Source organism: Gordonia sp. (in: high G+C Gram-positive bacteria), assembly GCF_020438995.1.
Lineage (GTDB): Bacteria > Actinomycetota > Actinomycetes > Mycobacteriales > Mycobacteriaceae > Gordonia.
This window is the reverse complement of sequence record NZ_JAGQTN010000167.1, coordinates 1-14,253: the sequence shown is the minus strand read 5'-3', so window position 1 is coordinate 14,253 and position 14,253 is coordinate 1. Positions and strand designations below refer to the sequence as shown.

Sequence of the window (14,253 nt, the reverse complement as noted above, 5' to 3'; positions counted from 1 at the left end):
TGTACTTCGTCGACTACTCGCAGGAATCGGGCTGCTCCGCACTCGACCTGTCCGATCTGCAGGAGATCGATCGTAATACGTTGCGCAGCAATGCGATTCGCAACAAGACCCTCGATGAGGCCGAGGCCGCCGTAGGCGACCTGAGCTTCCTGCCGATGTGCACACCGCCACCGGGGTCAACCACCCGCACTCCCGCACCCCGTACCCCGGGCAGGCCTGAACCCTCGCGACCGCCGTCCCCCGCGCCGGCCACGGGTGCCCCGACCACCGGCGCGCCACGCACCGACCTGCCCGACTCGACCGCGGCCTCCGCATCGGTGCCCGAACAAACCGACGACAACGGCAACAAGGTCTGCCGGGGGACCGTCTGATGTCGACACCCGCACCCCAGCACGCACCGCCCGGCAACCCGGCCAAACGCACCGGTCGCAACACCGAGTTGGTGCTGCTCGGGTTCGCGCTGGGGCTCGTCACCGTGGCCCTGGTGATCGTGCAGACCGCCCAGGAACAGAAGATCACCGCCGACCTCGCCAAGTACGTGGCGGCATACGCCGTGCTGTTCGCCGGCGCACACCTGGTGGTCCGCCGGCTCGCCCCCTACGCCGACCCGCTGATCCTGCCGATCGTCGCCGTCCTCAACGGACTGGGCCTGGTCATGATCCATCGCCTCGACCTGGGATCGGGCCACACCGGCGAGACCGTCAACGCCACCGAATCCACCCACAACGCCGACCAGCAACTGCTGTGGGCGGTGCTCGGTCTGATCGCTTTCACGGTGATCCTGTTCTTCGTGCGCGACCACCGCACGCTCTCGCGGTATGCCTACATCATGGGCGTGTGCAGCCTCGCACTGCTCGCGGCGCCGGCGATGCTGTCGTTCCTGCCCGGCATCAACACCTCGGTCAACGGTTCCAAGAACTGGATCGTCACGCCGGTGTTCAGCATCCAACCGAGCGAGTTCGCCAAGATCCTGATGATCATCTTCACCGCGTCGTTCCTGGTGTCCAAACGCGACCTGTTCACCACGGCCGGCAAACACTTCCTCGGCATGGACTTCCCGCGGCCCCGCGATCTCGGCCCGCTGCTGGCCGCCTGGGGCCTGTCACTCGGCGTGCTCGTCTACTCCACCGACCTCGGATCGTCGCTGCTGATCTTCGCGACGATGCTCGCGATGCTCTACGTCGCCACCGAACGCGTGAGCTGGGTGGTCCTGGGCGTCACCCTGTTCATCCTGGGTGCCCTCGTGGCCTACCAGCTGTTCTCCCATCTGCAACTGCGGGTGTCGATCTGGCGTGACCCGTTCGCCGACTTCGCCGGCGACGGCTACCAGCTCGCCCAATCACTATTCGGCCTGGCCACCGGCGGATTGTTCGGCACCGGACTCGGCTCGGGACGGCCCAACATCGTGCCGTTCGCCAACACCGACTTCATCGTCGCCTCGTTCGGTGAGGAACTCGGCCTGGTGGGTCTGGCCGCGATTCTGATGCTGTTCATGATCCTGATCGCGCGCGGGCTGCTCACCGGCATCGCCGTCCGCGACAGCTTCGGCAAGCTGCTGGCCGCCGGACTGTCGTTCACCATCGCGGTGCAGATCTTCGTGGTGGTGGGCGGCGTCACCAAACTGATCCCGCTGACCGGCCTGACCATGCCGTTCATGTCGTACGGCGGATCTTCTCTGCTGGCCAACTACATCCTGATCGCGATCCTGCTGCGCATCTCCAACGCCGCCCGCGAACCGGACACCGCCAAACCCAAAGCCGCGCCGAAGCCCGTCGAATCGCTGCAGACCCAGGTGGTCCGCAAGGCATGAACACACCGATCCGCCGCGTGTCGATGGCTGTGATCATCATGATCGTCGCCCTGCTCGCCAACTCCACCTACGTCCAGGTCTTCAGAGCCGATTCGTTGCGCGCCGACCCACGCAACAACCGGGTTCTGCTCGACGAGTACGCCCGCCAGCGCGGCGCGATCACCGCCGGTGGCAGCGTCATCGCGACCTCGACACCGATCAACGGCCGGCTGAAATTCCTGCGCACCTACCCGGGTGGCTCGGCGTCGGCGTTCGCACCGGTCACCGGTTTCTATTCGTTCCAGTACGGCAGCACCAGCCTCGAGCAGTACGAGAACTCGATCCTCAACGGCAACGACGACCGACTGTTCGGCCAGCGTTTCCTCGACATGTTCTCCGGCCGCGACCCCCGCGGCGGCAACGTCGTGACCACCATCGACCCGAAGATGCAGAAGGCCGCCTACAACGGCATGCTCAACGGCTGCTCCGGCGGGTGCCGCGGCGCCGTGGTGGCACTCGAACCCAACACCGGCAAGATCCTCGCACTGGTGTCGACGCCCAGCTACGACCCGAACAAGCTGGCCAGCCACGACCAGGACGTGCGTGAGGGCGCCTGGGCGCGGTGGAACGCCGCCGACTCGGTGACCAACCCGATGCTGAACCGGGCAGTCAATCAGCTCTACCCACCCGGGTCGACATTCAAGGTGATCACCACCGCCGCCGCACTGCGCCAGGGCATCGGACCCGACGTCCGCCTGACCGCCGCATCACACATCACGCTGCCCGACACCGCGACATCGCTGTCGAACTACGGCGGCCAGACCTGCCCGGACTCCTCCGGCGGGACAGTGTCGCTCACCCAGGCCTTCCAGTACTCGTGCAACACGGCGTTCGTACAGCTGACCACGGAGAAGATGGAGGATCCGACGTCCTCCTTCACCGACACCGCCACCCGATTCGGACTCAACGAACGGCCCAGCGACATCCCGCTCACCGTCGCCACGTCGACGACCGGCGATATCCCCGACCTCGCCGCACTCGGCCAGTCGTCCATCGGGCAGCGCGACGTGCGGGTGACCCCACTGGAGAACGCCATGGTGGCCGCGACCGTCGCCAACGGCGGTGTCCGGATGCAGCCGTACCTCGTCGACAAGCTTCAGTCCGCCGACCTGCGGACCCTGCACACGACGCAGCCGTCGACGATCAATTCGCCCATCGACGCCGATCAGGCCGAAACACTGACGCAACTGATGATCGCTTCCGAACGCAACACGGCCGGTGCCGGCGGCGCGGTGTCGATCGCGTCGAAGACCGGAACCGCCGAACACTCCGACGAGCAGGGCACCGCAGAAACGCCGTACAGCTGGTACATCGCGTTCGGGCCGTCGTCGAACGCGAAGGTGGCCGTCGCGGTGATCGTGGAAAATGGCGACCTGGGGGCGGCGTCGACCGGTGGCGCCATCGCGGGGCCGATCGGGCGCGCCGTGATCAACGCACGGCTGGGAGGTGCAGGCGGATGACCCTATCGAATGGAACCACCATCGCCGACCGCTATCGGCTGATGCGGCTGATCGCCACGGGCGGTATGGGACAGGTGTGGGAAGCGCTCGACACCCGGCTCAATCGTCGGGTCGCCGTCAAGGTGCTCAAGGCCGAGTACACCAATGACCCCGAGTTCACTGCCCGGTTCCGCTCCGAGGCGCAGGTCACGGCCATGCTCAACAACCCGGGCATCGCCAACGTCTTCGACTACGGCGAAACCCCCGACCGCGGCACCGGCGAACCACTCGCCTACCTGGTGATGGAACTCGTCGACGGCGAACCGCTCAACTCCGTCATCTCCCGCATGGGCAGACTGTCGCTGGCCAATTCCCTGGACATGCTCGAACAGACGGGCCGGGCGCTGCAGGCAGCCCACGATCAGGGTCTGGTGCACCGCGACGTCAAACCCGGCAACATCCTGATCACCCCCACCGGGCAGGTCAAGATCACCGACTTCGGCATCGCCAAGGCCGTCGACGCCGCCCCCGTCACCCAGACCGGCATGGTGATGGGCACCGCCCAGTACATCTCGCCGGAACAGGCCACCGGCGATGAGGCGACCTCCGCCTCGGACGTGTATGCCCTCGGCGTGGTCGGTTACGAGGCGCTGACCGGACGCAGGCCGTTCCTCGGTGACGGTGCGATCACCGTCGCGATGAAGCACATCCGCGAGACACCCCCGCCGCTGCCCAGCAATCTGCCGTCCGGCGTGCGCGAACTCATCGAGATCACGATGGCCAAGGATCCGCGGCAGCGGTACGCCAACGGCGGCGAGTTCGCCGACGCCGTCGCCGCGGTACGCGCCGGCCGCAGGCCCCCCCGGCCCGGCAGCAACACGGCCACCAGCACCATCAACCCCACACCGCGGCCCACCGCGGCAACCCGGGTCATCGGCACGGGGCCGGCCACGTCGGCGCCGTATTCACCGTCGACGTCCACCTACACCGGTCCGAACTACGCCGCGCCCCGTCCGCCGCAGCGGCCGAGCACTCCCGACAACACCTGGACCACCGGGCAGAAGGTGCTGGCCGCGCTGGCCGGGATCCTGCTGCTCATCGCCCTCGGCGTGGTCGGGTTCTGGCTTGCCAACGCCGATTCGAATACGGGAGACCCGAAGACCCCGGCGTCGACGGTCACCACGACCACCGAGGACACCGCGCCCACCACGACCACCCAGGACCAAGAACCCACCGGCACCGACGACGAGCCGACCACCCAGGAGACCGAGGAGGACACCCGGCCCACGCGCACGACCACGGCCGACACCACCACGGGAACCCCCACCGGGGAAACGACCACCACCGGAGCCACCACCACGCAGGACACCGCGACCGAAGACCCCGGTAACGGGGGCACGGGCGCCGGGGACACGGGTAACGGGGACACCGACACCGCCACCGAAGACCCGGGCGACGGGGGCACGGGCGCCGGGGACACCGGTATGGGAGACGATGGAGCCGGGGACACCGTTCCCGAAGGACAGGGCAACGGCGGCGGGCTGACGATCTCGATCCCCGGCCTGCCCACATTCCCATGAGCACCTACACAACTGCGGGCGCCGCGAACCCGCCGAGTAAACTGACCAAGACGAAAAGGACGGTGGGAAGCCAATCATGACGCCGACGCCGCACCACCTGTCCGACCGGTACGAACTCGGCGAAACTCTCGGCTTCGGCGGTATGTCCGAAGTGCACTTCGCGCGCGACACCCTCCTCAACCGGGACGTGGCGGTCAAGGTCCTGCGGGCCGACCTCGCGCGCGATCCGTCGTTCTACCTGCGATTTCGCCGCGAAGCGCAGAACGCCGCCAAACTCAATCACCCGACGATCGTCCAGGTCTTCGACACCGGCGAATCCCAGACCGAGGGCGGCCCGCTGCCGTTCATCGTCATGGAATACGTCGACGGCAAGACCCTGCGCGACATCCTGCGCAGCGACGGCCCGCTCTCGCCGCGGCAGGTGATGACGTGGATGGCCGACGTGGCCGCCGCGATGGACTTCTCGCACCGCAACGGCATCGTGCACCGCGACATGAAACCCGCCAACGTGATGATCGACATCACCGGCGCGGTCAAGGTGATGGACTTCGGCATTGCCCGCGCCATGAACGACGCCACGTCGACCATGACGCAGACATCGGCCGTGATGGGTACCGCCCAGTATCTGTCGCCCGAGCAGGCACGCGGCATCAAGGTGGACCCGCGCAGCGACATCTACTCGATGGGTTGCGTACTGTTCGAACTGCTCACCGGCCAGCCACCGTTCACCGGCGATTCCCCGGTCGCCGTCGCCCACCAGCACGTGCACGAAGAGCCTCCCCGGCCGTCGGCGATCCGTCCGGATCTGCCCGCCGAACTCGACTCGGTGGTGCTCAAGGCGATGAGCAAGAACCCCGCCAATCGCTACCAGTCGGCCGCCGACCTGCGCGCCGACCTCATCAAGGTGCTCGCGGGGGGCAAACCGTCGGCGCCGATGGTTCTCAGCGAAGAGGAACGCGACCTCCTCGACACCGGTCCGCGCCGGGGACTGCGCACCAATGGACGCGGAGGCGGCGGCAACGGCGGAGGCGGCGACGAACAGATCGGGTCGACGCCCGATCGTCGGCGCCCGCTGCTGATCGGCGGCGCCATCGCCGCCGTACTCGTCCTGATCGCGGCAATCCTCGTGTTCTGGGCACCGTGGACCCCCGACGAAGTGCCGCAGGTCGCAGTGCCGGCAGTCGACGGCAAGTCCGCCGCCGAAGCCCGCACCATCCTCGAAACCAGCGGATTCAAAGTCAAACGGCTCGGTGAATCCAGCCTCGACATCGACGCGGGCAAAGTCACCCGCACCGCGCCCGGCGCCGGCATCAAGGCCGACGACGGCTCCGAAGTGACCCTGTACGTCTCGACCGGACCGCAACGGCTACCGATCCCCGACCTGCACGGCAAGACTCAGGACGAGGCAGAAAAGGCCCTGGACCTGCTCGGATTCTCCAACGTGAAGGTCGACACCGTCGACTCCACCGAGGACCTGCGCGACAAGGTCGTGCAGACGACGCCGCCCACCGGCACCGAAACACCCGTCAACGGCGCCGTCGTCATCTTCATGGGCACCGGCCCCAAGATGGTCACCATTCCCGAGATCAACGGACTCGCCGAATCGCAGGCCCGAGCCGTCCTCGAGCAGAACGGTCTGCAGATGTCGTCGACCGAAGCCGACAGCGAGTTGGTCAAGGGCAGCGTGATCAGCAGCTCGCCGAGCGCCGGAACCACCGTAGTTATCGGTACCACCGTCGAAGTGACCATCTCCCGCGGCAACCAGTACACGGTCCCCGACATCACCGGACGCACCCCCGCTCAGGCCCGTACCACGCTGTCGGCCGCCGGATACCAAGGCGGCCGGCTCGAGATCACCTACCGCAACGTGCCGCTCACCAGCCGCGACGACGGCAAGATCCTCAGCCAGTCACCGGCTGCCGGCACCCGTATCGACAAGAGCGACCAGGTGTCGGTCGTCGTGGGCCGCGCAAGTCTGTTGCCGAACTAGGGCGCCCCTAGACCGGGTAGCCTGACGGGGGTGAGCGGACGCATCCTGGTCATCGACAACTACGACAGCTTTGTGTACAACCTGGTCCAGTATCTGGGGCAGTTGTCGGTGGAGACGGTGGTCTGGCGTAACGACGAGGCGGCCCTTGGCACCGACGACGCGGCATACGAGGCCGCGATCGCCGAGTTCGACGGGGTCCTACTGAGCCCCGGTCCCGGCACCCCGCAGCGGGCCGGTGCGACGATGCCGCTGGTCGGGGTGGCCGCCCGCACCGGGAAACCGCTGCTCGGGGTCTGCCTGGGGCATCAGGCGATCGGTGCGTACTTCGGCGGGACCGTCGATCGCGCACCCGAATTGCTACACGGCAAGACCTCGCAGGTTTTCCACGAGAACACCGGCGTGCTCGCGGGACTGCCCAGTCCGTTCACCGCGACGCGCTACCACTCGCTGACCGTGGTCCCGGAGACGATTCCCGACGATCTGGTGGTCACCGGGCGCACCGACACCGGCATCGTCATGGCGATGATGCACCGGGACCTGCCGATCCACGGCGTTCAGTTCCATCCGGAGAGCGTGCTCACGCAAGGCGGGCACCGGATGCTGGCGAACTGGCTGACCCTGTGCGGTATCGACGTCCCCGAGCCGACGGTGGCCGAACTCGAGGCACAGATGGCCGCGGCCATCGGCTGAATCGGCAGCCACCCGGCCTACCGTCCTCCCGGTCTTCGCGGTATGCCGACCAGGTGGGCTACCGTAGTGAGCAAAGATCCCGGCGGGGAGAGCCCCCGCACGCCCACAGACCGCACCGGATGCCGGCACCGCACCCATGAGCGCGTCGGGGCACGATCAACGAGGAAGTCATGCCCAAGTCAAAAGTCAGGAAGAAGACCGACTACACCATCAATCCGGCGAGCCGTACGCCGGTGAAGGTGAAGACCGGACCGTCCAGTTCCATCTACGTCGCCCTGATGCTGGGCCTGATGCTGTTCGGGCTGCTGTGGCTGATCGTCTTCTATCTGGTGGCCACCCCCAGCGCGCTCGGCGCCGATGGCAAGATCTTGAACTGGATGTACGAGCTCGGTCCGTGGAACTTCCTGATCGGGTTCGCGTTCATGGTCGTCGGGCTGTTGATGACAATGCGCTGGCGGTGACGTCGATCACTGTCTGAGCCCTCTGGTCACTTGAATCACCCAGACAACAGATTATCCACAGCGACACGCCGAATGATGCACTGGTTATCCCCAATTGTGGAATCACATGTGTGTAGTTCATCCCCACCTGTGAGTACTTTCTGTGGATAACCCTGGTGATGGTTCTGTGTATGAATGGTCGACGCCCGTCCTCGCCGGGGCTGCGATGGCGGTCGGTGGACTGATCCTGCTCGGCGGATCCGTCGCCCTGTCGTCCGATCCCGTCGGCCTGGTGCTGATGGCGTTCGCGGGCTTGCTACTGCTCGGCTTCGCGTCGTACTCGTTGCTGCTGCGGCCACGGCTGCGTCTGGTGACGCGGCCCGCGCCCGAACTCACGCTACGCACGGTCGGGGGCTCCCGGACCTACACACCGGCCGATGTAGACAGGGTCCGGATCAGGCAGCTGCGCCGGATCGGCCGGCGCAGCAGCCAGCTCGAGCTGGAGATCCTGCGCGATCCGGCGGTGAGCACCGTGGCAGAGCGCACTCCCACCGACGAAGCTCTGCCCGATACCGCGCTGGTCGTACTCAATCGCTGGGATCTGGGCGCGGACCCGTACGACGTCGCCGAGGTACTCGATGACGCCGGTTTCGTCGTGGTCACCGACTAGGTCATCACCCGATCCAGGTCGTCACCCGGCAGTAGGCGTTTTTAGTAACGTTATGATAACGGTTCATAACGAACCGGGGGTCATTTTCTCAGTCACCCCAATAATCACGGCAATGCCGTGGTCAACGGTATGTGAAGTACGCAACTGACGACCCTCTCCCCGCGAGGTGCCCCATGCGTTCGACCCGAAGCAGCCCACCCCGACCTCCTACCTGCCGAACCAGTCGGGTCGGTACCATAAAGACCCTGTTGACCAGGGCATTCGTCGCCTGCGCAGCCACCGCTGTGACCGTCGTGGCCGGTCCACCGCCACTCGCCGCCGCCGACGAGCTTCCCTTCGACCTGAACAAACTCCGTGACGGCAACCTGCCCCGGCTCCCGTTCGCAGGTCTCGACGACGTCTTCACCGGCAGCGCAGGAGGCGGCGGATCGGCATCGGGACAGCCGGTGCCGGTCGGCAACCTGCCCGGCTGGCGGCACATCTTCCGAGACGACTTCACCAAGAACGCGCCCGTCGGCAGCTGGGCCAACGCCTGCGACTCCGGCAAGGTCGTCTACACCGGCGCGCAAGGTCAACAGTGGCGCACCTACCCGCAATGCTGGGTGGACACCCGACTACGCAACCCATACCGGCCGGACCAGGTACTCAGCGTCAGGAACGGAGTCCTCAACTTCCACCTGCACAGCGTCGACGGCCGGCCCGCGGGCGCCAACCCGTCGCCCATCATCAAGAACGGCTCGCAGTACCAGACCTACGGCCGCTACAGCGTGCGCATGAAGGTCGACAATCCGTATCTGTCCGACTACGGCGTGGCGTGGCTGCTGTGGCCACAGTCCGACAACTGGCCGTGGGACGGCGAGATCGACTTCCCCGAGAGCTCGCTGACCGGGACCGCGCACGGCTATCACCATTACGCCCGTCAGGGCTCGTGCAACACCTGCCAGTTGGCCGTCAACACCGGTGCCCGCTACACCGACTGGCACACGTACACGATCGAATGGTCACCGAACCGGATCCGGATGCTGCTCGACAACACCGTCGTGATGAACACCACCGACTGGGTGCCCGACAGCCCGATGCGCTGGCAATTGCAGACCGAGACCTACGGCAACGGCACCAGCAACGGAAATCTGCTGGTGGACTGGGTGTCGGTGTGGGAATACGCACCGTGACGCCACACGGGGCGGGTGCGGCGTCACGGAGTTCGTGGTGGTCGGCGGTTCAGCGCACGATGACGAGAGGCTGATCGAAAGTGACGCCCGCGGAGACCCCGATCACCATGCCCACGATCACCAGCGTCGCGATGACCGCCCAGCCGAGCCGGCTCGATGACACCGGGTTGCTGCCCGCACTGCCCACGAGCCGCGGCACGTAGATCAGTCCCGCGGTGGCCAGCGCACCGAACAGCAGACCCCCGAGATGTGCCGCCAGGGAGATGCCCGGCACCGTGATCGAGAGCACGATGTTGAGGCCGATGATGGTCAGTACCGGAACTGGCGAGGCCCGCATGTACAGGACGATCACGAGCATCGCGCCCATCAGGCCGTAGATCGCACCCGAGGCTCCGGCGTTCACGGTCAGGTCACCGGCGAACAGCATCACCGCGGCGCTGCCGCCCACGAGCGAGGCCAGGTACACGCCCGCGTATCGCGGATACCCGATGGCCAGTTCCAGATCCCGGCCCAGCAGGAACAACGACAACATGTTGGCGGCGATATGGGTGAGGGAGAAGTGCAGGAACCCCGCGGTGATCAATCGCCAGTACTCACCGTCGGCGACGAACGGTTTGAACAGCGCCCAGTCGGCGAACAACGACGAATCGAGCATGTCGGTGCTGCCTGCCTGTGCCACGCACACCACGAAGACGGCGACGTTGAACCCGATCAGCCCGTACGTGACGTACGGACGTTGAGTGGTCCGGGGTGCGGCCACGGCCTGCCGGGTGGTCCCGGTCAGGCCACGTCGCACCGGCTGAGGTTGCACCGCGCCGGCGCCGCGCAGGCAGTCGAGGCAATGCTGACCCACCGCCGCCGGTCGCAGGCATTCGGGGCAGGCGGGCCGCCCGCACCGGCTACAGGCCAGGCCGGTGGGGCGATCGGGATGCCGGTAGCAGGTGACCACCGGCCCGCCCTGCGGAAAAGCTGCGCTCAGCTGATTTCCACTTTCTCGATGACGACGGCGTCGACGGGACGGTCGCCGGGACCGGTCGCCGTCGTGGCGATGGCGTCGACAACCTTCTGCGACGCGGGATCGGTGACCTCACCGAAGATGGTGTGCCGGCGGTTCAGGTGCGGGGTCGGGCCGACGGTGATGAAGAACTGCGAACCGTTGGTGCCCGGCCCGGCGTTGGCCATCGCCAGCAGGTACGGACGGTCGAACTGCAGCTCGGGGTGGAACTCGTCCTCGAACCGGTAGCCCGGGCCGCCACGGCCGGTGCCGGTCGGGTCGCCGCCCTGGATCATGAAGCCGTCGATGACACGGTGGAATACCGAGCCGTCGTAGAACGGTCCTTCGGCTCCGCCGGCCGCGTTGGGCTGGCTGTAGTCCTTGCTGCCGTCGGCGAGGCCGGTGAAGTTGGCAACAGTCTTGGGAGCGTGATTCCCGAACAGTTCGACGACGATGTCGCCGCGGTTGGTGTGCAGAGTCGCGGTCTGTGTCTTGTTACTCACGCCTTCCATACAACCACCCGGGCGCGATGCGGTGGACCACCTGGCCCGATCCGGCCACGATTCTCCGACCGTACGGCCGATTCGACACCATCGATGACGCCTATACCCTTGATGGCGTGCCGAAACCGATTGTTGCCGCCGTCCTCGCCGCGATCCTCGCCCTGCTCGGCGGTGTCGCCTTCTTCGCCGTCCGTAAGACCAGCACAGAGCATCCGCCGGTGTCGGGGACGATTCCCCGCGTCGAGGCGCTCGGCCGCACCCCGGCCGACGCGCCTGCCGTCCAAACCCCGTAGGGCAGATCAGGACCACCGCAGATCCGGATCACGCCGGATCCAGACCACGTAGGGCCCAACACCTCCGTCCGCCAGGCGCGAACATCTCACAAGTGTTGCCACGGATATGCCGAATCCGCCCGGGCGTGGGTAATTTGGAGAGCGTGACTGCCGACGATCCAGAGCAACCCGACGTGCCGCGCCAGCCGTGGGAGAGGCAGCAGGCGTCCGTCACCGGTGGTCCGTCCGGCGATGCGGCACAGACCGGGCAGCGTGCGCGCTGGAACTCCGGCGCCCCAGGACCGCGTCCCGGGCAGCAGGTCGGTCCTCCACCCGGCCATACAGGCCCGCATATGGGCCCCCCGCCCGGCTACCGGTCGCCGCCCGGCGCCGCGCCCGGAGCACCTCCGAGCACCCGCTACCGCATGCCCGGCCAGCCCCGAACAGGTCAGTTTCCATCGGGTCAGTTTCCGTCGGGTCAATCACCGTCAGGTCGGTTGCCGACGAGACCCGGGTCAGCCCCCTACGTCGCACAGGGCCGACCCCTGGGACCGCAGACCGGACCGTCACCGCTGGGCAAGGGCTCCGCGCACGCCACGGGCCCACATGTTTCAGGAGGCAGGCCTCCGGCCGACGAAAACTCCCGCACTCTGCTCGGGTCACGCCCTCCGACTCCGCAGCACGCGTCCGACGGCGATACGACTGTGGCCCGGGATACAGCTGGGGCCCGGGAAACGACTGGGGCCCGGGAAGCCTCGGTGACCGAAGCGGCCCGCACGTTCACCCCCTCCGTTTCCGGTGTGTCGCCCGATCTCCACGACAGGACTCATTACGGTGTCAAAGACGCCGGTGCCGGCCAGGATGACCTGCGCCTGAGGGTCGGCGACGGTGCCAGCAGGTCCGGAGACACTCCGGTCCGGGGCACCGGTGATGCCGAGGAGACGAGTGTGGCCGGAGATCGCGGGCGCCCAGCAAACACCAGCGCAGAGAACATCAACCTGCAGTCCATGGTGGCGCTGGTTCTGTCCGTACTCGGGGTGACCGCCCCGATCGGAGTGTTCCTGGCGTACTCGTCGCTGCGCACGATTCACCGCACCGGCGAACTCGGTACCCCGTTCGCGGTGGTCGCGAAGTGGCTCGGCTGGTTGTGGATAGCCTTCTTCGCGTTCGGCTTTATCGCTTACTTCTGGATAGGTTCGCAGGGCGGCTGAGCCCGGTCTTCCCGGTCAGGGGTCAGTCACCGCGGGTTATTCGGCGGGTTCGACAACGTATTCGATTCTTCCACAGCTGTGCACAGCTCTGTGGACAACTTGTTCACAGAGCTGTGCCCTCATCGGACGCCGTGGCGTGTCAGGACGGGCAGTAGACCGTGTACTCCCATCGCGTGCCCGAGTCCGGTCCGGTGACCTTGACGGTCACATAGTTGTCGATACCGGCCGGTACGGCGATGCGCTTGCTGCCGTTCCCCTCGTTGACGTTGTCACCGATCAGGCCCGTGTTGTACAGACGCCGACCCTGGTAGAAGACCTCGATCCGGTCAGGAATGTTCACCGTGTCGTACACGATGGTGAAGCTGAACGGGCCGCGACGCCCCATCAGGTGTTTGGTGTTGGTGATGCCGTAGCCACCCGATTGGCTCGACTGGTTACACCTCTGCGTCTGTGGCGGGGCGACATTCCCGCCACCACCCAGGCCGCCGGCCGACGACTCGAGGCTGCCGGTGACAAGATCGCCGAGACCTGGAACGAATGCGTTGAGAACTCCGCCGCCGATCTCCTCGGCACTGCCCGAGTCCACGCTGCCGGCGCTCACGCTTCCGTCCGCCGCGGCGAAGCCCGGCGTCGTGAACATCAGCGCACCGGTACTGAGCAGCGCGGCACCTGCCATGAGACGCGTCTTGGTCAGCTTGTCGCCCATCGTCACACCATCCCGATTCAAAGTCCGATATTTCGACTTGACTATATCGTCGGGCGGCGTGATTCAGATGTCGGCAAAAGGGTTGAACATCCGCCGTGAGCATTGTGCTGTGGATGTGTCCGGCGCGTCAGACCGGACACTGGACGGTGTAGTTCCAGGAACCACCCACCGGACCGGTGACCTTCACCGTCACATAGGTGTTGGTTCCCGCGGGCACCGTGACGTGCTTGCTGCCGGTTCCCGTGACAGGACCGGTGTCGGCACGCACCTTGCCGTGGTAGAAGACCTCGATCCGGTCGGCCTGCGTACCGGTGTTGTAGTTGAGCGTGAAGCTCATCGGACCGGTGCGGCCCATCATGTGCCTGGTGTTGGTGACGGCCTCACCGGCGGACTTGGATTGCTGGTTGCAGTTGACCTGCCGGAGGGAACCGTCGACGCCGTTCGGCGACCCGTCACGGCCGCTCGATCCCGCCGCCTGGGCGCTGCCGGAGAAGATGCCGCCGGCGCTGCCCGTATCCAGGCCGTCCATCAGCGGATCGGCGACGGCCGCGCCGGGCACGGCGCAGGTAAGTGTGAGGGCTCCGAGAACCGCCACCACGGCGGTCCGGCGATGTGCGCCCACTGCGTTGTTCACAACCACTCCATCCACTCACTTCGGTGTGCGACGCGACGTGTCGCACACCTGACCATCGATAGTACAAAAGGACTCTTTACTGGTCTGTAGAAGTCGGGTATCG

General features: G+C 66.5%; 14 protein-coding genes and 1 pseudogene. 11 read left to right on the top strand and 4 right to left on the bottom strand.

What is annotated here, in order from left to right; genetic code table 11:
• The 9 genes and pseudogenes from KDB67_RS12230 to KDB67_RS12190 form a co-directional block, all read left to right on the top strand.
• Positions 1–371 (top strand): annotated as a pseudogene (locus tag KDB67_RS12230) (serine/threonine protein phosphatase); the annotation flags it as partial.
• Complete coding sequence (locus KDB67_RS12225; protein ID WP_291016069.1) at positions 371–1,810, top strand: FtsW/RodA/SpoVE family cell cycle protein; 1,440 nt, start codon at positions 371–373, stop codon at positions 1,808–1,810. The pseudogene KDB67_RS12230 and the gene KDB67_RS12225, both read left to right, overlap by 1 nt.
• Complete coding sequence (locus tag KDB67_RS12220; protein WP_291016068.1) at positions 1,807–3,309, top strand: penicillin-binding protein 2; 1,503 nt, start codon at positions 1,807–1,809, stop codon at positions 3,307–3,309. Before KDB67_RS12225 ends, KDB67_RS12220 begins: the two co-directional genes overlap by 4 nt.
• Positions 3,306–4,868, top strand: a complete 1,563-nt coding sequence (locus KDB67_RS12215; RefSeq protein WP_291016067.1) for a serine/threonine-protein kinase — start codon at positions 3,306–3,308, stop codon at positions 4,866–4,868. The genes KDB67_RS12220 and KDB67_RS12215 overlap by 4 nt, the downstream gene beginning before the upstream one ends.
• A gap of 76 nt (positions 4,869–4,944) precedes the next feature.
• On the top strand, positions 4,945–6,858 hold the full coding sequence (gene pknB, locus KDB67_RS12210) for a Stk1 family PASTA domain-containing Ser/Thr kinase (protein WP_291016066.1): 1,914 nt from the start codon (positions 4,945–4,947) through the stop codon (positions 6,856–6,858).
• A gap of 30 nt (positions 6,859–6,888) precedes the next feature.
• Positions 6,889–7,548, top strand: coding sequence for an aminodeoxychorismate/anthranilate synthase component II (locus KDB67_RS12205; RefSeq protein ID WP_291016065.1), 660 nt, complete (start codon positions 6,889–6,891; stop codon positions 7,546–7,548).
• A gap of 170 nt (positions 7,549–7,718) precedes the next feature.
• Positions 7,719–8,009 (top strand): cell division protein CrgA, encoded by a 291-nt coding sequence (crgA, locus tag KDB67_RS12200; protein WP_291016064.1) that lies wholly within the window; start codon positions 7,719–7,721, stop codon positions 8,007–8,009.
• Between the two features lie 166 nt (positions 8,010–8,175).
• A complete protein-coding gene (locus KDB67_RS12195) occupies positions 8,176–8,658 on the top strand; it encodes a PH domain-containing protein (RefSeq protein ID WP_291016063.1) in 483 nt (160 codons plus the stop codon).
• Between the two features lie 248 nt (positions 8,659–8,906).
• Positions 8,907–9,830, top strand: coding sequence for a glycoside hydrolase family 16 protein (locus tag KDB67_RS12190; protein ID WP_291016062.1), 924 nt, complete (start codon positions 8,907–8,909; stop codon positions 9,828–9,830).
• A 49-nt stretch (positions 9,831–9,879) separates the two neighbouring features.
• On the opposite strand, the gene KDB67_RS12185 is transcribed toward KDB67_RS12190, so the two are convergent.
• Positions 9,880–10,779: a rhomboid family intramembrane serine protease gene (locus KDB67_RS12185; RefSeq protein WP_291016061.1), complete on the bottom strand. Its 900-nt coding sequence runs from the start codon at positions 10,777–10,779 to the stop codon at positions 9,880–9,882.
• Between the two features lie 26 nt (positions 10,780–10,805).
• Positions 10,806–11,336, bottom strand: a complete 531-nt coding sequence (locus KDB67_RS12180; RefSeq protein WP_291016059.1) for a peptidylprolyl isomerase — start codon at positions 11,334–11,336, stop codon at positions 10,806–10,808.
• Positions 11,337–11,443: 107 nt separating this feature from the next.
• Here KDB67_RS12180 and KDB67_RS12175 point away from each other — a divergent pair, with 107 nt between their 5' ends.
• Both KDB67_RS12175 and KDB67_RS12170 read left to right on the top strand, forming a co-directional pair.
• Complete coding sequence (locus KDB67_RS12175; RefSeq protein WP_291016058.1) at positions 11,444–11,620, top strand: hypothetical protein; 177 nt, start codon at positions 11,444–11,446, stop codon at positions 11,618–11,620.
• A gap of 737 nt (positions 11,621–12,357) precedes the next feature.
• Positions 12,358–12,810, top strand: coding sequence for a DUF4190 domain-containing protein (locus KDB67_RS12170; RefSeq protein WP_291016057.1), 453 nt, complete (start codon positions 12,358–12,360; stop codon positions 12,808–12,810).
• 139 nt (positions 12,811–12,949) lie between these two features.
• On the opposite strand, the gene KDB67_RS12165 is transcribed toward KDB67_RS12170, so the two are convergent.
• Together KDB67_RS12165 and KDB67_RS12160 are read right to left on the bottom strand one after the other, a co-directional pair.
• A complete protein-coding gene (locus tag KDB67_RS12165; protein ID WP_291016056.1) occupies positions 12,950–13,516 on the bottom strand; it encodes a hypothetical protein in 567 nt (188 codons plus the stop codon).
• Between the two features lie 127 nt (positions 13,517–13,643).
• Positions 13,644–14,150, bottom strand: a complete 507-nt coding sequence (locus KDB67_RS12160) for a hypothetical protein (protein WP_291016055.1) — start codon at positions 14,148–14,150, stop codon at positions 13,644–13,646.
• Positions 14,151–14,253 lie beyond the last annotated feature (103 nt).